This is a genomic window from Acinetobacter terrae, assembly GCF_002135195.1.
GTDB classification, from domain to species: domain Bacteria; phylum Pseudomonadota; class Gammaproteobacteria; order Pseudomonadales; family Moraxellaceae; genus Acinetobacter; species Acinetobacter terrae.
This window is the reverse complement of the sequence record NZ_NEGF01000013.1, coordinates 93,210-109,034: the sequence shown is the minus strand read 5'-3', so window position 1 is coordinate 109,034 and position 15,825 is coordinate 93,210. Positions and strand designations below refer to the sequence as shown.

33 protein-coding genes and 1 pseudogene are annotated in these 15,825 nt (G+C 37.8%); 15 read left to right on the top strand and 19 right to left on the bottom strand.

The window, feature by feature from the left end; genetic code table 11:
* Positions 1–59: 59 nt before the first annotated feature.
* The 5 genes and pseudogenes from B9T23_RS17245 to B9T23_RS17030 all read right to left on the bottom strand — a co-directional run bounded on the left by B9T23_RS17245 (position 60) and on the right by B9T23_RS17030 (position 2,334).
* A complete protein-coding gene (locus B9T23_RS17245) occupies positions 60–746 on the bottom strand; it encodes an HNH endonuclease (protein ID WP_086194532.1) in 687 nt (228 codons plus the stop codon).
* A gap of 91 nt (positions 747–837) precedes the next feature.
* Positions 838–1,164 carry an HNH endonuclease gene (locus B9T23_RS13775; RefSeq protein ID WP_086194531.1) on the bottom strand — a complete coding sequence of 109 codons (327 nt, stop codon included), beginning with the start codon at positions 1,162–1,164 and terminating at the stop codon, positions 838–840.
* Positions 1,165–1,166: 2 nt separating this feature from the next.
* Positions 1,167–1,373: a hypothetical protein gene (locus B9T23_RS13770; RefSeq protein WP_086194530.1), complete on the bottom strand. Its 207-nt coding sequence runs from the start codon at positions 1,371–1,373 to the stop codon at positions 1,167–1,169.
* Positions 1,374–1,480: 107 nt separating this feature from the next.
* Positions 1,481–2,053: a hypothetical protein gene (locus B9T23_RS13765; protein WP_086194529.1), complete on the bottom strand. Its 573-nt coding sequence runs from the start codon at positions 2,051–2,053 to the stop codon at positions 1,481–1,483.
* Between the two features lie 96 nt (positions 2,054–2,149).
* A pseudogene (locus tag B9T23_RS17030) lies at positions 2,150–2,334 on the bottom strand (hypothetical protein).
* A gap of 104 nt (positions 2,335–2,438) precedes the next feature.
* Between B9T23_RS17030 and B9T23_RS13755 the strand changes: the two are divergent.
* Together B9T23_RS13755 and B9T23_RS13750 are read left to right on the top strand one after the other, a co-directional pair.
* Entirely contained in the window at positions 2,439–2,621 is a 183-nt protein-coding gene (locus tag B9T23_RS13755; RefSeq protein WP_086194528.1) for a hypothetical protein, read from the top strand.
* Complete coding sequence (locus tag B9T23_RS13750) at positions 2,618–2,935, top strand: hypothetical protein (RefSeq protein WP_086194527.1); 318 nt, start codon at positions 2,618–2,620, stop codon at positions 2,933–2,935. Before B9T23_RS13755 ends, B9T23_RS13750 begins: the two co-directional genes overlap by 4 nt.
* Positions 2,936–3,058: 123 nt before the next feature.
* On the opposite strand, the gene B9T23_RS13745 is transcribed toward B9T23_RS13750, so the two are convergent.
* The 14 genes from B9T23_RS13745 to B9T23_RS13685 all read right to left on the bottom strand — a co-directional run bounded on the left by B9T23_RS13745 (position 3,059) and on the right by B9T23_RS13685 (position 10,121).
* Positions 3,059–3,463 (bottom strand): hypothetical protein, encoded by a 405-nt coding sequence (locus tag B9T23_RS13745; protein WP_086194526.1) that lies wholly within the window; start codon positions 3,461–3,463, stop codon positions 3,059–3,061.
* Positions 3,464–4,468: 1,005 nt separating this feature from the next.
* Positions 4,469–5,008 (bottom strand): hypothetical protein, encoded by a 540-nt coding sequence (locus B9T23_RS13740; protein WP_067725179.1) that lies wholly within the window; start codon positions 5,006–5,008, stop codon positions 4,469–4,471.
* 169 nt (positions 5,009–5,177) lie between these two features.
* On the bottom strand, positions 5,178–5,633 hold the full coding sequence (locus B9T23_RS13735; RefSeq protein WP_067725262.1) for a hypothetical protein: 456 nt from the start codon (positions 5,631–5,633) through the stop codon (positions 5,178–5,180).
* Between the two features lie 10 nt (positions 5,634–5,643).
* Entirely contained in the window at positions 5,644–6,102 is a 459-nt protein-coding gene (locus tag B9T23_RS13730) for a hypothetical protein (protein ID WP_086194525.1), read from the bottom strand.
* A 225-nt stretch (positions 6,103–6,327) separates the two neighbouring features.
* The gene (locus B9T23_RS13720; protein WP_086194523.1) at positions 6,328–6,624 is read right to left on the bottom strand and encodes a hypothetical protein; all 297 of its coding nucleotides are present in this window, start codon (positions 6,622–6,624) and stop codon (positions 6,328–6,330) included.
* Positions 6,621–6,791 carry a hypothetical protein gene (locus B9T23_RS16820; protein WP_171263110.1) on the bottom strand — a complete coding sequence of 57 codons (171 nt, stop codon included), beginning with the start codon at positions 6,789–6,791 and terminating at the stop codon, positions 6,621–6,623. Before B9T23_RS16820 ends, B9T23_RS13720 begins: the two co-directional genes overlap by 4 nt.
* On the bottom strand, positions 6,788–6,949 hold the full coding sequence (locus B9T23_RS16815; protein WP_171263109.1) for a hypothetical protein: 162 nt from the start codon (positions 6,947–6,949) through the stop codon (positions 6,788–6,790). Before B9T23_RS16815 ends, B9T23_RS16820 begins: the two co-directional genes overlap by 4 nt.
* Positions 6,946–7,266 carry a hypothetical protein gene (locus B9T23_RS13715; RefSeq protein WP_086194522.1) on the bottom strand — a complete coding sequence of 107 codons (321 nt, stop codon included), beginning with the start codon at positions 7,264–7,266 and terminating at the stop codon, positions 6,946–6,948. The genes B9T23_RS16815 and B9T23_RS13715 overlap by 4 nt, the downstream gene beginning before the upstream one ends.
* Positions 7,263–7,484 (bottom strand): hypothetical protein, encoded by a 222-nt coding sequence (locus tag B9T23_RS13710; RefSeq protein WP_086194521.1) that lies wholly within the window; start codon positions 7,482–7,484, stop codon positions 7,263–7,265. Before B9T23_RS13710 ends, B9T23_RS13715 begins: the two co-directional genes overlap by 4 nt.
* Positions 7,481–8,092 carry a restriction endonuclease gene (locus B9T23_RS13705; protein WP_086194520.1) on the bottom strand — a complete coding sequence of 204 codons (612 nt, stop codon included), beginning with the start codon at positions 8,090–8,092 and terminating at the stop codon, positions 7,481–7,483. The genes B9T23_RS13710 and B9T23_RS13705 overlap by 4 nt, the downstream gene beginning before the upstream one ends.
* Entirely contained in the window at positions 8,092–8,901 is an 810-nt protein-coding gene (locus B9T23_RS13700) for a replication protein (RefSeq protein WP_086194519.1), read from the bottom strand. The genes B9T23_RS13705 and B9T23_RS13700 overlap by 1 nt, the downstream gene beginning before the upstream one ends.
* Entirely contained in the window at positions 8,898–9,554 is a 657-nt protein-coding gene (locus B9T23_RS13695; RefSeq protein WP_086194518.1) for a phage antirepressor KilAC domain-containing protein, read from the bottom strand. The genes B9T23_RS13700 and B9T23_RS13695 overlap by 4 nt, the downstream gene beginning before the upstream one ends.
* 18 nt (positions 9,555–9,572) lie before the next feature.
* Entirely contained in the window at positions 9,573–9,911 is a 339-nt protein-coding gene (locus B9T23_RS13690) for a hypothetical protein (RefSeq protein WP_086194517.1), read from the bottom strand.
* Positions 9,912–9,944: 33 nt separating this feature from the next.
* Positions 9,945–10,121, bottom strand: coding sequence for a Cro/CI family transcriptional regulator (locus tag B9T23_RS13685; RefSeq protein WP_086194516.1), 177 nt, complete (start codon positions 10,119–10,121; stop codon positions 9,945–9,947).
* A gap of 120 nt (positions 10,122–10,241) precedes the next feature.
* Here B9T23_RS13685 and B9T23_RS13680 point away from each other — a divergent pair, with 120 nt between their 5' ends.
* The 13 genes from B9T23_RS13680 to B9T23_RS13620 all read left to right on the top strand — a co-directional run bounded on the left by B9T23_RS13680 (position 10,242) and on the right by B9T23_RS13620 (position 15,825).
* Positions 10,242–10,931: a LexA family protein gene (locus B9T23_RS13680; RefSeq protein ID WP_086194556.1), complete on the top strand. Its 690-nt coding sequence runs from the start codon at positions 10,242–10,244 to the stop codon at positions 10,929–10,931.
* 19 nt (positions 10,932–10,950) lie between these two features.
* Positions 10,951–11,169: a hypothetical protein gene (locus tag B9T23_RS13675; protein ID WP_086194515.1), complete on the top strand. Its 219-nt coding sequence runs from the start codon at positions 10,951–10,953 to the stop codon at positions 11,167–11,169.
* Positions 11,170–11,281: 112 nt separating this feature from the next.
* Positions 11,282–11,761: a hypothetical protein gene (locus B9T23_RS13670; protein ID WP_086194514.1), complete on the top strand. Its 480-nt coding sequence runs from the start codon at positions 11,282–11,284 to the stop codon at positions 11,759–11,761.
* Between the two features lie 436 nt (positions 11,762–12,197).
* On the top strand, positions 12,198–12,530 hold the full coding sequence (locus tag B9T23_RS13665) for a hypothetical protein (protein WP_086194513.1): 333 nt from the start codon (positions 12,198–12,200) through the stop codon (positions 12,528–12,530).
* A 48-nt stretch (positions 12,531–12,578) separates the two neighbouring features.
* Positions 12,579–13,379: a DUF2303 family protein gene (locus B9T23_RS13660; protein ID WP_086194512.1), complete on the top strand. Its 801-nt coding sequence runs from the start codon at positions 12,579–12,581 to the stop codon at positions 13,377–13,379.
* A gap of 78 nt (positions 13,380–13,457) precedes the next feature.
* Positions 13,458–13,724, top strand: a complete 267-nt coding sequence (locus B9T23_RS13655; protein WP_086194511.1) for a hypothetical protein — start codon at positions 13,458–13,460, stop codon at positions 13,722–13,724.
* A complete protein-coding gene (locus B9T23_RS13650) occupies positions 13,724–13,933 on the top strand; it encodes a helix-turn-helix domain-containing protein (RefSeq protein WP_086194510.1) in 210 nt (69 codons plus the stop codon). The genes B9T23_RS13655 and B9T23_RS13650 overlap by 1 nt, the downstream gene beginning before the upstream one ends.
* Positions 13,934–13,953: 20 nt before the next feature.
* Entirely contained in the window at positions 13,954–14,256 is a 303-nt protein-coding gene (locus B9T23_RS13645; RefSeq protein ID WP_086194509.1) for a hypothetical protein, read from the top strand.
* Positions 14,253–14,600 carry a hypothetical protein gene (locus tag B9T23_RS13640; RefSeq protein WP_228145933.1) on the top strand — a complete coding sequence of 116 codons (348 nt, stop codon included), beginning with the start codon at positions 14,253–14,255 and terminating at the stop codon, positions 14,598–14,600. The genes B9T23_RS13645 and B9T23_RS13640 overlap by 4 nt, the downstream gene beginning before the upstream one ends.
* A complete protein-coding gene (locus B9T23_RS13635; protein WP_171263107.1) occupies positions 14,600–14,938 on the top strand; it encodes a hypothetical protein in 339 nt (112 codons plus the stop codon). The genes B9T23_RS13640 and B9T23_RS13635 overlap by 1 nt, the downstream gene beginning before the upstream one ends.
* Positions 14,935–15,117: a hypothetical protein gene (locus B9T23_RS13630; RefSeq protein ID WP_086194507.1), complete on the top strand. Its 183-nt coding sequence runs from the start codon at positions 14,935–14,937 to the stop codon at positions 15,115–15,117. Before B9T23_RS13635 ends, B9T23_RS13630 begins: the two co-directional genes overlap by 4 nt.
* A complete protein-coding gene (locus B9T23_RS13625) occupies positions 15,110–15,328 on the top strand; it encodes a hypothetical protein (RefSeq protein WP_086194506.1) in 219 nt (72 codons plus the stop codon). The genes B9T23_RS13630 and B9T23_RS13625 overlap by 8 nt, the downstream gene beginning before the upstream one ends.
* The gene (locus B9T23_RS13620) at positions 15,325–15,825 is read left to right on the top strand and encodes a TRM11 family methyltransferase (protein WP_086194505.1); all 501 of its coding nucleotides are present in this window, start codon (positions 15,325–15,327) and stop codon (positions 15,823–15,825) included. The genes B9T23_RS13625 and B9T23_RS13620 overlap by 4 nt, the downstream gene beginning before the upstream one ends.

Below are 15,825 nucleotides of genomic sequence, written 5' to 3'. Positions count from 1 at the left end.
ATTTATATCGAGGGATTTTGAACTAAACAAGCCCCCCCGCTGTCTCACCATTCCACCCACTAAACTTTGTCGCTTTTTAATCTATTGCATTTTCTGCATGCACAACGAAGATTGGTTTTAGCATGCAAACCACCCTTGCTTAAGGGCACAACATGATCAACTTCAGGCGTGTTGCTTTTATAGGTTCCACGCAGCTCTTGCGGTGTGTGTATACCACATAAGTAACAATGCCAATTATCTCTACTTAGAATTGATATTGGATCAACCGACTCAGCAGATAAAGCATTCCTTTTTAAGGCATCACGCCTTGCTCTTTTAGCTCTATATCGCGGTGTAGATCTCTCAAGCTTGTTCTCGCAACTCTTGGAGCACAGTTTCCTAATATGACCTTGATATGGAGCCTCACAAAAGGCATTACATACCACACAAAAGGAAACCCTAATGTGTGCCTCTGCTATAGATGTGAATAACTCTCGCGCATTCTTGCCTTGTAATGCTATGTGTGCGTTTCTGCAAGATGATGAACAGAACTTTGATTGACCCTGCTTTCTAATGAAGTCATTACTGCAATGTATACACTGTTTGACCACCTCAACCCTTTTTAACTGGTACTTGTGTTTGGCTCTGCATGGAGTAGAGCAGCAAGTAGTGGTTTGCCTCTTAGGTGTGAAAGGGTTATTGCAAATTACACATTTAATAAATGATTTACTTGATGCATCAAATCGTGCAGAATTATCCGCAGTCATGTTTATCTCCTTATAGATAAATCTGATTAGAAAGCCTGTAATGTTCGAAGCATTCCAGGCTTTTATTTTGCCTAACAATCACGCCATAAAACTATATAAACCCTTGTTCTATCTCTTCTTTTGCTTTGATAGAATCATGACAATATTTGCATAATGGCTGCCAATTCAACTCATCCCAAAACAAAGTCTTATCTCCTTTATGTGGAATGATATGGTCTACAACACTTGCAGCTGTAACCCTGTTGAATCTATCTCGGCAGTAAACACACAATGGATTACTTTGCAAGAATCTGGCTCTGGCTTTGCGCCAATCATGGCCATACATCTTTTGATACTCAGTACGAAACCCTGTTTGTATCACTTCGCGCTTAGCTTTAACCGTTTGAAGTCTGGGTTGAAGTCGCTGCAGCTTTGCCATATCTACCCATCCAAATAAGCTGACTTAGGTTCGCCGTCATCATCAAGCTCAGTCTCAAGCCGATCCATCAGACTGTTGTTCTGTTCGACGATCTGGCCCATTAAATGATTCTGTGCTTCCATCGTCTTTGATAGCTGCTGGTTGCTTTGGATCAACTGGATTAGTAAGTCGTTCGATACACAACCGCATTCTTTCTTTTGATCTATCATATTGTTTCTTCATCCATTCACGGCGTTGTTGGCACGATGCACATGTCATAAATTCTGCCCATTAAAAAACCTCCCGGAGGAGGTTGAGATTACTAACTAAGCACTTTTCACACTGCCCCAAGCAAAATTTTCTTTATCTCAGCGGCAAATTCTTTTTGTTTACCTAATAAAAACGAATCAATCTTCGGGTGATTAGTAATTCCTAATTCTGTTCTTAGTAGATTCTGTAGATCCAAGGCTTCATAACCTATACCATCAAGAATTTGAAATAATTTATAATTCAAATCACGCTGATCTTGTTCTTTTAAACCATACCAATCATTTACGATTCTATTTAGTTCAATATTTTTTTTAGTAAAATTTAAAGTGAATAACACCACTTCTTTTTTAGTTTTTGGCTTGGATATAAAACTAGACTTATGCAAGGAAGAAACTAAATTTTTGGTTGCGTGAAAAATAGCTTCCCTATATTCCTCCTGTGGGTTAGTTCTAAAGGTATTTACCACCATTAAATAATCCATCCAATGATCAACCAAACCTAAAAAGACATCCCTTTTAGCTTCCGCAAGTTTATCTGCCTTAAAATTACCTTGAACCATTGTAGCGGTAGCAAGTAAAGCAAGTGCTCCTATAAAAGCCGCAGCAATTACACCCCAAAAATTTACCCACTCTTCAGCCATTTTTCTTAATTCTTAAGTTAATACCTAATTATAAGTCAAAGGTTCTTAGTTTCCCATGCATACCGTTGCATTTTAATAACAAGCTTATTGTTAGCATCACGCATGTAGAACCGCACGCAAATTAGCAATACACTCTTTTAGGCGAATCATAATATGTCCATAGCGACCAGTTCACTAAGTCTTAAACCTGATCTGCTGAGATTCTGATACTTAGACAGCTCAGCACTGCAAAATTCTAAGTCTTATTTCGCTTGTACTTTGTCTGTCCTAAGACCACCAATAAGAAAAACTTTTTAAATTTATGACTTTAATTTCAATTAATTATTCTTAAAAACCATATATGATTGTCTTTTAATAAAACATTCCTACTTTAAAGGAGAAAATTGTGGGGTTATTCAGTGTCGTTAAAATCCTTGCTTCTTTGTTATATCAATTATGGGGAAATTTATCTGATGAGGATAAAGATAAAATTAAACAAAAGTGCCGCAAAATGCTTGAAGACTTAATTAGAGCTTATTACAGAAAAGATCAAGACCGATCAAACGGTGGCGCAGGAGAAAAAAAATGAGTGATAAAGATTTTACATTTGAAGATTTCATTAATGACGAAAAAAGCAATCTACCAGTTAATCAACAAGCCATCACTTCTGCAAAACAAGGTTTAAGCAATTCTCTAAGTTCAATTAACTTAATTGGCGCTCTAGGATCCAACTCAAAAGCCGATAAATTTAAAAATGAATTAGTTACCGAACTTACTTCAACAGAAACGATTAAAAATATTAGCTCTTTGATCGGTGTTCCTGAGAAAAATGAAACCGAAGATGAATTTGTTGAAAAGGCGCTACGCAAGATCAGCAAGTATCTCGACGGAAAGTTCAAATAAATAACACCCTTATATTCTATAAAGAAAAACCCCGCCAATAATAGATATTGAGCGGGGCTTTAGGTGCCGTAATACATCCGGCAAATGACAAAGGAAATGTAGCGAAAGGTATAACTAAAAAGTCTACTGTTGCTTGAATTCTTTAGAGTTTAAATAAGCTTGGATAGCTTCACCATTATCTTGTACCTGAGGCTTTATAGGTAGATTAGGTTTTTCCCTTCTTTGATCAAGAGTAATTTCATCGGTTATATTTTCAATGATTACTGCTAACCAAAGTATGAATTCCTTATCTTGATATCTATTTGGAGCAAGAGTCAGGTCTAACTCTTTACCACCTTTTAGGTTTATCTGTTCAATCAAATCATTAATATTATTAAAATCATATTTAAGCTTAAGCTTAGTTTTTCCAATAACCTTCTTAAGTTCTGCCAAAAGCAAATCTAAACCTTTTGATTTATCTAAAACAAAACTTTTTTTATCCCGAACTCTTTTATAAATTAGCTCGGCTATTTTTGTACACTCTTTCATATCTCTGGGTCTTATTGAGCTTTGATTCCCAATATACCTAGATAAGTATGTATACGGTGCGGCTGTTACGTAATGACAAAATTCACTTAATCATCTTTACCGCATTTACGGCATTCTTGTATATATCCGCGTTTATGGTCGTAATCAAACTCATAAGCATGAAAGCAGAATAATTTACGCAAAAAATAAAACATTTCTTTTCTCCATGCAAAAAAAAGCCCACTCCAGTAGTAGTTGGGTGTGGGCTTATAAACTAAGGACCTTGGAAGGTCATTCAGAAACTACAGCTGTTTCTAGCAGCAATCATGCATACTTATTCGTGAATTTTTTGTGAAAAAATTAATAAGAATTAAAAATAAACCAATATTTCATGAATTAACCCTAATTAGAATCTGGAGGCGGCATTCAATACAAACCACCAGGAATAAAGAAAGCCGCCATAGGAGCCCCGATATTGCTTACACGAAAAACATTTCTCGGGGCATTAAAAATGCTCACATTTCTGTAAGCATTTGTGGTAATTCTCGTCTTTCCGAGTGTCAATCGATTCGCTCAGTTAGATGATCTATAACCTCATCTAACCTAATGGAAAAATTACTCGATATTTGCTATTCAATCAAACAGTTTATTTCGTAATTTTTTGATAAATATCACGTTTAATTCACAACTGATCTGATTTTGAATTGATCACCACAGAAGTTCTATGCTGTGGTCCATAGCTACCCCCTACTTTGATTGCCACTAAATAGGCACAGTACTAATCAATTTTCGGTTTCGTTGTCATTTTAAGGCGGGACATCACTCCCAATCAGATAATCACTTTCCTGCATATCCTATTCATGCTTGATGAACTGCATGGGTTGTACCCTCTTTCGTGGGATCTAAACGCGTTTGCTTAAACAGTCTTTATCTAATTAGCAAACTTTTGAAACTGGGCATGACTTTTCTCCTGGCATTAAAAAAGCCCGATCAAATGACCGAGCTTTTAATTATTACTTCTAATCCCTAACGGCTTAAATGATTTTCAATATTTGAAATTGCTTCTGCATCAAATAAGTCTTCCAAATCTACTTTCTCTTCAAACTGTTTAATGTGATATTTATAAGCACGTTCATGAATCAATTCATCCAAAATAAACTCAAACCCAAGAAGCAGTTCAGCATTATTGAGATTCTTTAATTTTTCTTTAACTCTATCGTATGAGTTCTGGGTGTATTCTTCTTTAAAATTATCCAATTCAAAATTTTCTTGTACTCTTAAATTAGATTCAATCTCTTTTTTTACTATATCTCTATAAGAAATTAAATCATCATGCCTAGGGCTTTTGCCCTTATTTTTTTCGCCAACTTTATATTCTAAAACATCAATTTTAGCTTTTGCAGAATAAAGAAACTTAGCTATATCTGATGCAATTGAGTTAATTTTTACCTCATTAAACATCTCTTTAAGTTGTTTTTCTTCTTGCTCAGGGGTCAATTTCTCAATTTTAAAGTCTTTAAAGATGTTTGTTGAATCATTGATTTCTGTACTACTCTTAATTCCCATAAATCCCACTTTAATTTAAAAACATATATTTGTAAGTTATTAAATTAAAATTATTTTTAGAAAATAGCAATAAAAAAGCCCACCATTTGGCGAGCTTCTTAATTAATCTAGTGCTTTACATAACACTTCGATCACTATAACAGAAATATGCCACATTACACCCTGACTTTCAAGCCCCAATTATTCGACTTCTAAACTGATATTTGGTTGCTAGTCGTACCATGCCTAACATTTTGTCTCGAGCAACTGAAAACTCTGATATTCCGAGCTGCTTGGCAATTGTAGCTTCAGACTTAAATTCAACATAAAACATAATCACAATCTTGAGCCATTTCTGAACTTTTAAGTTCTCATTTGTCATTAGGCTGAGTAGCATGTCACTTACAGCATCAGCATGTGTATCATTGATCTTGCATCGTGGTGCCACACGTTCACGCTTATCAACACATACACCATTCACCGTGTCGATCAAATGACCCAGCACGCTTGATGCACCCAAACAACCGGTGTAATGATCATCCATCAACAACCATGATCCATATTGTTCTAAATGCCATTCGATAGGCTGAGCAGCCCAATTAATAGCTACAGAAAAATGTTTACGTGATCCTACTACTGCATTCATACCCATCCCCTTAAACCTTCCAATATCTTTTAAATACCAACATAGCTGCATCACGTGCATGCTCATTCGTGCGACCAGTCCAACCAGTCTTGCGTGTAAATTCTGGTGCTTTCATTTTTGTTGCATTTGCTGCTGGGTGAATCATCTTGAAATTAAGACCTTGTTCAATACACCAATCTTCCCAAATTTGCGCATCACGTTTAACCGATCCAATGCCCTCTCGTACTCCAGCGCCACTTTTTGCTTGACGTTCATCCATGTTGCCAAACCATTTACGTTGTCGCGCATCTTCGATATAAAGCATGATGTCTTTAAGATCATGCTCATCTTCAAATTCAAGAACACTTTGCATGGCTTGAGTAATGCTGAGGCTTTCCACCTTTTGAAGCACACCGCCTTCACCATGGTCGAATGCCACGGCGAAGCCTGTATGAACACCAGTATCGATACCGATGAGGATTTTAGTCATTAGCACCTCTTAATGGTCGTTTTTCCAAAGACTGAGTCCAATGTCCCTTATATGGAGCTAACCGGATGCGATGCCGCCACTCCCCACCAGATTCATACCAAATACCCGAATTTGGTTTTCTGCATGGCTTATTTACATAACCCCAAGCTACATCTCCAAATTCATATGTAGCAATCCAATTAATATGGGCTGGCACGCTCGTCCAATCGTATTTTAATTTTTTAGCTATTGGCATGGCTCACCTCGCAGGGCTTTTTCTTCCTCAAGATCAATAGCTCTGTTATATGCAAATATTTTGTCGCAATATTGTCGAATCGCATGTCTGTTATGGGACACAGATCCAATTATTTCAGCATAAGAGGCATATTCAGCAAGCTCTGTGGCATAACCAGAAATTTCATCAACCCGATTTTGTAGCTCATCAATCTTGGCCTGCATAGATTGTTGCCCTGCTTTATAGGCCTTGATACAGCTATCCTCTAGGTTTTTACATAACTTTTCTTCAAGATTAATTTCGCTCACAGTACAAACTCCCTATCTTCTTTACACCAACACACATACCCAACTTGAACGGTTAAATTGCGATAACCAATCCCCACATCAAAATCAAATAACCTGTCGCCGTGGATATATTTCAACTGCAGGTAAAATGGTTGGCTCATAAAGAATTTTTCGAATTGTTCTTTCATTGGCAATTCTCTACATCTGAGATAAATTTTTCTGCATCTTCTTGATTGAGAAATTCGGCTTGAAATTGGTTATCCATAAAAACGGCATAACCACATAGGCGCTCATGCACTACAAACCAATTACTTGAACCTGAAAATTCATAAACAATGTCACTCATCGCTCAATCACCCCCAATGCTTCAATCCACTTATCAAGCTCAACCAGAGCAAACTGCTTAATTTCACAATCCTTGCTGTGGCTTAAGTGAGCAGCTTTAACAATGATTTGCTCTATCTTTTTCTGATTACTTTTCTCATCCATCTCGATAATTGAAATACCGTAGCTAATCGCGCTCCATTGGTTTTCTGAAATACCCTTAGTCAACGTGGAAACCTTGCTGATGAATTGGCGTGAACATTTCAAAACCACCGATAATGCTGTGGCGCGACCAACACCCATTTCTAGCCACGCACGAACCTGTTTGTTTTTATTCACACCACCGCCTCCATCACCGCGCCAAATTCACCAATCAAGGCAATTTGCTGTTCACACCATGCTTTACAAAATGCTGTCTCATCTGCTCTCCACTCACCCTTTTTGGGGAAATTCACAGCATGACCAGAGCCACCCTTCTTCATTGGAAATTCACACGTATTCAATTCAGGACTGAGCACCGCATTGCTGAATTGGGTTAAATGTTCAAGTCTGGTCATGCTGCACCACCTTTACGAGTAAAAGCATTCACACCTTTTAATTTTTTAAGTAGATCTGGTGGGCATAGCACACCTTTACGATTACCTTCATCGAAACTAATTGCCTTTGCTGCTTTTGGCTTCACCCACATCTCCTGAACACGACCTGCTTCTTTCGCACGGCGCAAGTAATCCTGATAGATATCTCTAAACGCATAGTGAGCAGACTTTTGCCCTTCAACTGTCAAAATATGACGAACTTCTTCCAGTGCACGTTTTGCCAAAGTTGTAATTTTTGAAGATGGATCAGATTCAAACTGCATTGCTTTTGCCCAAGCCTGATCAGCAGTCCACCAATCGCCACCCTGTTCACACCAGCTGCGGAATTTCGGAAGGTTTGGGCACCACTCCTCAGAATTCATTCGAAGTACGCCACGAGCGATATCAACGTGATTCAGACCACTTAAAACAGTGCATGCCAAACGAATAAGCTCTTCATCCGAATAACCTGCATATTTTTTGCTGAATTCAGCGCCGTATACATCACCAATGCGGTTTAAAACCATTTCCGCTGCTTCAACCGGGAAAGTCACAGCAAAAGCATTTTCAAATAATTGAATTTCGTTCATTAGTTTTGATCCCCTACTGTGCGCATTTGGTTTTCAGTTGGTTGGCTGCCAAAACGACGGCGTTGTGGCTGCTGTTGGTTTTGAACTGGAGCTTGTTGTTTAGGTTGGAAAACACTTTGATAACTTCCGATGATTGAAGCTTCCAGTGATTGATTTGCAGATTCACCAAAACCAATCAATTTGTTAATCAAAAGTTTTACTGCGTTTTCAGTAAGTGGCTTTTTAATGCTGTTACGCATATCAACGAATTGAATCCATAAATCACGATTTACGTTCACTGGTAATTCAATTGCTTTTGCATCAAATGATTTTGATTTTTCAGAATTAAGAATTTCTTTATTCTGAATAGCTGTTTCACCCTTACTTTTTTTATTTATTTTTTTAGTTTGTAGAGTGTCTTTTGATAGTGTCTTTTGTGTGTAAAGAATTTTTACTAGTGGTAGTAAAGATTTTTTACTAGCGTAGTTAAATTTCTTTACTAGTAAAGATTTTTTACTAGGGCATTTAAGCATCCATCCAACCGCACAATCATCATTCAATTTGAATGAATTTCCGTACACAGTAGACTCGCACTCAATGACCAATCCAACCTGGATTAATTCAGCAAGTGCTTTAGTTATAGTTGGACGACTTTTACCTGAAATCTTTTGGAATTGGCTCAAAGAAATTGAATCAACCTCTTTATACCAACCACGTGTTTTGCGACAGATAATCAAGTATAGCTTTGCAGCAACGTCACCGATCTGACACATGACTTCATCAACAAAGGCATTTGGAACCTGAAAACTATTGGGGATAAAACTACTCATGCCACCACCCCTTCACTTGTCAGTGTTTCAACAACCCATTGTTCGCCCTTGTTGGTGAATTTGGATTGTGGATAGCCTTGTTCTGTCTGCTTAACTTCGCCGTAACCTTTTTTGATAAACCAGTCAGCAAAAGTGCGACCTGCAATACGGCGGTCATACACGCCTAGATCAGCAAGGTATTGATTAAGCTTTACAGCTGAAAGACCAATCTTTTTACCCACTTGAGAAGCATTTAAAAGGTTTTTGGTATCAGCAACCTTGTCAAAATATTGAACTTTAGGGGCTTGTAGTTCTAATTGAGTTTGAAGAACTAATTTTTGTTGTTCGGATTCCAAAGCCATTTGCAGAATTTCCATTTTGGATAATTCGCGGCTTTCTAATTCTTTCCAGCGTTTGATAACTCGATTGCGCAAAACAATGTTGTACCCAGTAACCAAAGTCATTGTTAATTCTTCATCTAACAAATATTCGGTTTGTTGGCGGTTCATTGAGTCAAAATAGATACCTTCAAATTTGAGTACATCTAAATTAAGTCCCTTAAACATAACTTCGCAGTCGCGCTTAACATTGAAGTGCTCTTTTTCGCAAAGATCCGAAATTACTCGAGTCGACATAGTTTTTTGATTTTGCGTAAATTGTGTTAAAATACTCATGTTCCTTGATCCCAAAAATTAACGAACATTCGGCTCAGTTGTTACAGCAACTGGGCTTTTTTGTGCTTGTTCATTCCGTACGGAAAAATCGAAATGTTTTGTAGAACCAATCGAACACTCATCGTTAAGATAAGAATCAGTTAAGTGACGTTCTATATCTTTCTTAATGAGGTGGCGTATGTATGCAGAATTAGACCACTCACGTTCCCCAGCCATATCGGCTACATGCAGTGCTTCGGTTTCTGTTAAGTGTGTAGAAACGCAAAATTCCTTTTTTTGGCGACGTACATTCATTGCGATAGTTACCCCTTCAATTGGCAGCTTGCGTAATGCAAGCCATAAAAGTTTGTTGAGCATTTTTAGCGTTACCTGTTGGCGAAAAATTAAAAGTTATGTGACTTTTTGATGTGGGATATTTGGATCGATATCCAAAAGCTTGAAAGCTGATTTTTCAGGAACTAATTCACCCCACTGGTAAACAGCTTGACGAGTGATTTTTAGTGTTTTAGCTACCTCTGGCGCATTAAATCGAGCTAAAACATCACTTGTTTTCATCTCAATTCGCATTTTTCGACCCCGTTAAGTCAACTTTATTAAGTGAAGAATACTTTACTTTATAGGTACAAGCAAACTTTACTTTAAAAAAGTTAAGCTAACTTTACAAAAGGAATAGAAATGGACAACCCAATGAGCACGTTGCAAGAGCGCATGGCCCTAGCAAAAGCACACTATGAAAATGTTACTGGTAAAAAATTCAAAAATACTGAATTGGCTGATTTTGTGGGTGTAAGCAAGGTAAATGTTGGTTTGTGGTTCAAGGGACCAACACAAGAGCTTGAAGGATCAAATCTATTAAAAGCCGCCACCTACTTGAAAGTAAATTCAAGATGGTTGGCTGGCGAAAAAGCCCCAATGGTTTTGGGAGACCATCGATTTGATAATAATGTTGACCTGTCTCAGAAAATAGCTATTGAAGGTCGCCCTATTCCTGTTATCTCTTGGGTTCAAGCAGGTAGTTGGACTGGTGTTGAGAGTGTTCCACGCGATACAGAATTTAATGAATGGCTCCCACCTAATGCAGATTGCGGAAAGAATGGTTATGCATTGGTAGTTAAGGGTCTTTCTATGTCACCAAAATTTGAACCTGAAGATCGTATCTACGTGAACCCAGATATTCAGACATTTGACCTAAAAACTAATGACCTAGTGATTGTGTCTTGCACTGGTGATAATGAAACAACATTCAAAAAATTGATTATCGAAAGTGATGAAAAATACCTACAGCCATTAAACCCACTATGGCAAGAAAAAATAATGCAACTAACTGAAGACTGCCGCCTAGTTGGAAAGGTTGTTGGGCTGTATAGAAAAATTTAGATAATGACAAGGAAACAAAATGGATAACTCAAAATTACCTATCAATCAAATTATTGAAAGAATCATCGAAGCTGCTGCCAATAATGAAGAAATCTCCCTATCTGCACCAGATGTAAAAATATTAGCAAAAGGAATTGGTAGTACGCGATTTGTTCCCGTTTATAGCAATGAACAAATTATTAAGTTGGTTGATGAAGGCAAACTTGGACAAAAGATAATTAGTAAAAAAGATGAATAAATCCGACTACATACAACTAGTGCTACTTCTTATAGGAGTAGTCCTAGCATGGGTTTCAATGATTTTTTAAACTACGAACCCGACGCAGTCCTTTGGATCGGGTGGAGAAAGTATGATTGATAAAAATATATGGATGGAAATCCTAAGACTAACATCCCAAAGTCAATCTAAAGGTGAAGCACTTTATCTAGATGGCCTAATTACGCGATTTCATGAAAATCAAGTTGAATATAATATTAAATATCTTCTTGATCATGGTTTGATAACCAAGGATCTATCCGATCTTGAGCATAAATTCGGTTATTCAGAGTTAACAACCAAGGGCTACGACTTTCTGGAAGCTAATGGCGGCTTAACTCGCGAAGTGAATGAGAAGCTCAACACTATTTTCATTAAGATTGATGAAGAGCAATTTCGAACACTACTATTTGATAAAATTAGCCAAATGGATTTACCTGAAACACAAAAGCAATCGGTTATTTCAGCGATAAAAAATCTACCTGCGGATTCATTAACACACCTTGCAACAAAATTACTTGATGCTGGTCTAGAGAGTCTACCGAACGTACTCCAATCAATTGGAATCGGTTAGTTTTCTCGTCACTCTGAGCATCCACACGCTTAAACTCTAAGTAAGTATGGTTGTTCAGACCCAAAATGAATTCATCTTGATCCATCTCAGCATAAATTAGAAAGTTGTCACAGAAGAAAGAGAAGCCTTGAATTTTAATATCGCCATTTTCATCATATGGGATATATGCAGCCTTGTAATTCAGCTCAACAGATTTTATTAGCTTAGTGGTCTCTTCACTATTTAAGAGCTTTCCATTTATATAATTTTTAGAACTTTGCCACTGCACATCCATAACAAACTCCAATCAACCCATCCCTGTGATGGGTTTTCTTTTGTCTATTAAAGCACAAAATTAAGAAAACTTTACATTTTTAAGTAAAGAACTCTTTACATGAACAATAAAGTAAAGTAATCTTTACCTCGTACACATCATAACCAGATACGGGAAGAGATCATGTCAAAACAAACCGATGCACCTCAATTCGTCGCCGACCTATCAGGCGGTAATTTTGCACAACAACTTGGTATCGCAATTTCAGAAGTTGCTCAAGGCGTAGTGGCTAACGGCAAAAAAGGCCAAGTTAAAGTGACTATCGATATTGCACGTATTGGTGAATCGAACCAGGTCAATATTTCACACACCCTTGCTTATGTTGAGCCAACTGCAAAAGGTAAGCGCTCAGAAGACACTACATCTGAAACACCGATGTATTTAAACAACGATGGTAGCGTCACCATTTTTGCCAATCACACCAGTCAATTGTTTAAAGAATTCGAAAAATCTTAAGCACCCCTTTAGCCCTTTAATTTTTAACTACCAATAGGAACATTCCAAATGGAAAATACAGAAGCAAATACAATCGTTGAACTAGCAAAACCAGTTGAAAACTTAGGTCGTGGCGATCTAGTTGCCATCAATGACAACTATAAAGTTTTGGATTTGGAAAAATACCAAGATGGTCGTAATCGTGCGCGTGGTGTTCTAAACACACCTTCTCTTGAAGACTTCAAAACTTATGTATTGGATGCTCAATCAGAAACTGCACCAGTGTTTGTAGATCACAAAAATGTAAGTGCTACGGCGGTATTAAACTACTCTGAAGAATTCCATGCTCAAGGCCATTGCGACCACCTGGCTAATTTAAAACTTGAACCTACTGTCGTTTGGTCAAAATTAAACTCTCTTAAAGATCGTAAATTGTCGCAACGTGATTTTGCTGTGTTCATTGAAGATTGGACAAGTGTTTTAGAAATCACTGATGCTGAAGGTACAGTAATTAATCCTGTTCAGGCCCTTGCTGCAATTCGTAATATGAAAATCGATTCTTCGGTCACAGTCGACAACTCAGTTGGCAATTTATCAGAAAGCCGTTCTCGTTTTGATAAAGTTGAAGCGCGTTCAAAAGAAGAATTCACCCCTGCTTATTTCAAAATTTATGATTCTGCTTACTTAGGTCTGGATGAACGCCTTATCGTTTTGCGCCTGATCATTAATACAAATGATGAAAAGCCTGTGTTCTCAATTCAGATCGTCAAAGAAGAATTGCTCTGCAATGAGATTGTTCAGGAATTCAAAGAAAAAGTAATCGAATTACTTCCTGAAAATCCAGTTCGTATCGGAACATTCGCAGCTTAATTTTAGGCATTAAAAAGCCCTGATGCTTTCGACGGGATCAGGGCTTCATGTAAACACTTGCAAGCTTACGAGGCAATTATGAATCTAAACCCTTCACACAGTCAAACACCAAGTTTTGGCAATAACAAAAGTCAAACGACTGCAATCCTTCACCGCGAACCAACGTATGAAGAAATGCACGGCAAGCCTGCGAACTTTTTTTCAAATATCTGTGCATTCCTTTTAATCGTAATCACGGTTTTGGCCTTGTCTTATATCTATATGCGCAGCTCTGAACGTGAAGTGAAATATCAAAATGAACAGTCTTTGGCACGCCAGGCTGAATACAAAGGAGTAAATCAATAATGACAACCCTATTCCCTGCTGATTTTTTCGATATCAACCACGGTACGGCGTACCACAAAGCCTTGGCTCAATTTGAAAAACCATTGCTTAAAGAAGTGCTCATTCGCTGCCATGGTAATCAAACCAAAGCAGCCGAGATTCTAGGTCTTAACCGTGGCACTTTTCGTAAAAAGATTATTCAACACAATCTTCACAACGAAATTAATTAAACCAGTAATTGGTAATAGTGATGCAAATAAAATACCTAGAAATTGAACCGGAAGGCACCAAGCATATTCACTTCCAACTTGCTGGACCATTTGAAACTTGGGTTTTAAACGGCGGCTACCAGGCTAAACCTATTAAACATGCAGCAGTTGTTCGTTACAGCATGGCAAATAAAGAAACGCTTGAAATTGATGGCACTGGAAAGATGAATGCTGCAGCACAGAAACGCTATGCGATTTTTCTTAAGCAGTATTTAAAAGTGGGTAAATCGTTAATTGAGTCTTTGCGTGCTCAGGCACCAAAAATATTGAGGGTGGCAGCGTGATAGAGATAAAACAACTAGAACCTATGGATGTGATCCGTAGCGAAATGGGTACTTGGTCACACCCTATTTATATGGCCTGTATCGATAAAATTATAGGCGACAGGGAGTATATAAGTCGTAGCGGGTGGGATGCTCTTAAGAAACACTTCAATGTAGATACCGTCACTTTTTGGATGGAAAGCAGTGTTAATTCTGATGATTGGGAAATCATGATGGATGGCTGCGATATCACAAAATGGGAACCAATTGCGCCAAATGGTTTTTTCTTAATTGATATCAATTTTGGCGAAGATGACGCATACGCAATTTTCGCCCGAAATAAATATGAAAGCGAGGTGGCGTGATGGAAAATCCAAATAAAATCGAAATTGAAGGTCTTAAAACAATTCATAAACTTTGCAATTTTGGCGCTGAACATGATATGGAAGGCTGTTCATTTACTGAAATCGTTGAGCGCATGTTTGATGAGTTAGCCAAAGCTCAAGCGGTGCCGGAAGGGTTTGTTTTGGTAGAGATAAAAGACTTGCGAGACGTAATCTCAAACGCTGGCGATGCAATGATGAATGAAGAAACATCATCTGTGTATGACAGAACAGGTGAGCCATCAACATGGTTTGATCACTACACTGTGGCCGAAAAACGGGTTCTAAAAGCAATCGAAGCACAGGAGCAAAAGGGATGAGTGAAGTAACAATTCGTTGCACCAACTGCGGACTTGGATTTGAAAGTGATTATGATCTTGAGCAACACCTTGTTGATCAAGATACAGGTGAAATCCACGATGGTTGCCCAACCTGTGAAACTGACGCGTACTTGATGGATTTGATCAAATACCCCGATTTGGAGCCAACCAATGACTAACACAGAACAAATGGTCGAACTTGCAAAGGATTTAACCGAAGCATTAGCACCTTATGTCATTAGTAGTACTGGTGCAAAGATGGAGCTTAATTCTGAAAGCATCAGTGTTATCTATCACAGCCTTGTTGGTTTCACGAGTCGTAATGAACAGCCAAATGTAGATATGAAATTGCCGTTTAGTGTTTTGCAAAGTTTGGGAGAGGTTTCATGAACGCTAAAATTCTTGATCCTTGCTGTGGCTCTCGCATGATGCACTTTGATAATCACAATGAAAATGTGGTGTTTGGTGATATTCGAACTGAAAGCCACATTTTATGTGATGGTCGCTCACTTGAAGTAGCACCAGATATTGAAATGGATTTTCGCAATATGCCTTTTAAGGATGGCCAATTTAATTTAGTTGTTTTTGATCCACCCCACCTAGTTAAAGCCGGTAAGCAAAGTTGGCTTGCATTGAAATACGGAAAGCTAAATGAAGACTGGCAGGAAGATATTCGAAAAGGTTTTGCAGAATGTTTTCGTGTGTTGGCCAACGGCGGTGTTTTGATTTTTAAATGGAATGAAACACAAATAAAAGTTTCAGAAATTTTAAAACTAACAGATCAAAAGCCAGTGTTTGGACACATTAGTGGTAAACGTGCAAATACGCATTGGATAACTTTCATGAAGTTTGCAGATGTTAAAGCATGTATAAAGGTGGATTCTTGA

Excerpts from the sequence above, each read along its gene's own strand:
- B9T23_RS13710 (WP_086194521.1), bottom strand. The coding sequence starts at position 7,484 with ATGACCAGACTTGAACATTTAACCCAATTCAGCAATGCGGTGCTCAGT.
- B9T23_RS13690 (WP_086194517.1), bottom strand. The coding sequence starts at position 9,911 with ATGCTCAACAAACTTTTATGGCTTGCATTACGCAAGCTGCCAATTGAA.
- B9T23_RS13655 (WP_086194511.1), top strand. The coding sequence starts at position 13,458 with ATGAATCTAAACCCTTCACACAGTCAAACACCAAGTTTTGGCAATAAC.
- B9T23_RS13735 (WP_067725262.1), bottom strand. The coding sequence starts at position 5,633 with ATGAATGCAGTAGTAGGATCACGTAAACATTTTTCTGTAGCTATTAAT.
- B9T23_RS13695 (WP_086194518.1), bottom strand. The coding sequence starts at position 9,554 with ATGAGTATTTTAACACAATTTACGCAAAATCAAAAAACTATGTCGACT.
- B9T23_RS13650 (WP_086194510.1), top strand. The coding sequence starts at position 13,724 with ATGACAACCCTATTCCCTGCTGATTTTTTCGATATCAACCACGGTACG.
- B9T23_RS13705 (WP_086194520.1), bottom strand. The coding sequence starts at position 8,092 with ATGAACGAAATTCAATTATTTGAAAATGCTTTTGCTGTGACTTTCCCG.
- B9T23_RS13635 (WP_171263107.1), top strand. The coding sequence starts at position 14,600 with ATGGAAAATCCAAATAAAATCGAAATTGAAGGTCTTAAAACAATTCAT.
- B9T23_RS13675 (WP_086194515.1), top strand. The coding sequence starts at position 10,951 with ATGGATAACTCAAAATTACCTATCAATCAAATTATTGAAAGAATCATC.
- B9T23_RS13620 (WP_086194505.1), top strand. The coding sequence starts at position 15,325 with ATGAACGCTAAAATTCTTGATCCTTGCTGTGGCTCTCGCATGATGCAC.
- B9T23_RS13645 (WP_086194509.1), top strand. The coding sequence starts at position 13,954 with ATGCAAATAAAATACCTAGAAATTGAACCGGAAGGCACCAAGCATATT.
- B9T23_RS13770 (WP_086194530.1), bottom strand. The coding sequence starts at position 1,373 with ATGATAGATCAAAAGAAAGAATGCGGTTGTGTATCGAACGACTTACTA.
- B9T23_RS16815 (WP_171263109.1), bottom strand. The coding sequence starts at position 6,949 with ATGAGTGACATTGTTTATGAATTTTCAGGTTCAAGTAATTGGTTTGTA.
- B9T23_RS13685 (WP_086194516.1), bottom strand. The coding sequence starts at position 10,121 with ATGCGAATTGAGATGAAAACAAGTGATGTTTTAGCTCGATTTAATGCG.
- B9T23_RS13775 (WP_086194531.1), bottom strand. The coding sequence starts at position 1,164 with ATGGCAAAGCTGCAGCGACTTCAACCCAGACTTCAAACGGTTAAAGCT.
- B9T23_RS13660 (WP_086194512.1), top strand. The coding sequence starts at position 12,579 with ATGGAAAATACAGAAGCAAATACAATCGTTGAACTAGCAAAACCAGTT.
- B9T23_RS13740 (WP_067725179.1), bottom strand. The coding sequence starts at position 5,008 with ATGGGAATTAAGAGTAGTACAGAAATCAATGATTCAACAAACATCTTT.
- B9T23_RS13670 (WP_086194514.1), top strand. The coding sequence starts at position 11,282 with ATGATTGATAAAAATATATGGATGGAAATCCTAAGACTAACATCCCAA.
- B9T23_RS13730 (WP_086194525.1), bottom strand. The coding sequence starts at position 6,102 with ATGACTAAAATCCTCATCGGTATCGATACTGGTGTTCATACAGGCTTC.
- B9T23_RS13745 (WP_086194526.1), bottom strand. The coding sequence starts at position 3,463 with ATGAAAGAGTGTACAAAAATAGCCGAGCTAATTTATAAAAGAGTTCGG.
- B9T23_RS13765 (WP_086194529.1), bottom strand. The coding sequence starts at position 2,053 with ATGGCTGAAGAGTGGGTAAATTTTTGGGGTGTAATTGCTGCGGCTTTT.
- B9T23_RS13665 (WP_086194513.1), top strand. The coding sequence starts at position 12,198 with ATGTCAAAACAAACCGATGCACCTCAATTCGTCGCCGACCTATCAGGC.
- B9T23_RS17245 (WP_086194532.1), bottom strand. The coding sequence starts at position 746 with ATGACTGCGGATAATTCTGCACGATTTGATGCATCAAGTAAATCATTT.
- B9T23_RS13700 (WP_086194519.1), bottom strand. The coding sequence starts at position 8,901 with ATGAGTAGTTTTATCCCCAATAGTTTTCAGGTTCCAAATGCCTTTGTT.
- B9T23_RS13750 (WP_086194527.1), top strand. The coding sequence starts at position 2,618 with ATGAGTGATAAAGATTTTACATTTGAAGATTTCATTAATGACGAAAAA.
- B9T23_RS16820 (WP_171263110.1), bottom strand. The coding sequence starts at position 6,791 with ATGAAAGAACAATTCGAAAAATTCTTTATGAGCCAACCATTTTACCTG.
- B9T23_RS13680 (WP_086194556.1), top strand. The coding sequence starts at position 10,242 with ATGAGCACGTTGCAAGAGCGCATGGCCCTAGCAAAAGCACACTATGAA.
- B9T23_RS13630 (WP_086194507.1), top strand. The coding sequence starts at position 14,935 with ATGAGTGAAGTAACAATTCGTTGCACCAACTGCGGACTTGGATTTGAA.
- B9T23_RS13625 (WP_086194506.1), top strand. The coding sequence starts at position 15,110 with ATGACTAACACAGAACAAATGGTCGAACTTGCAAAGGATTTAACCGAA.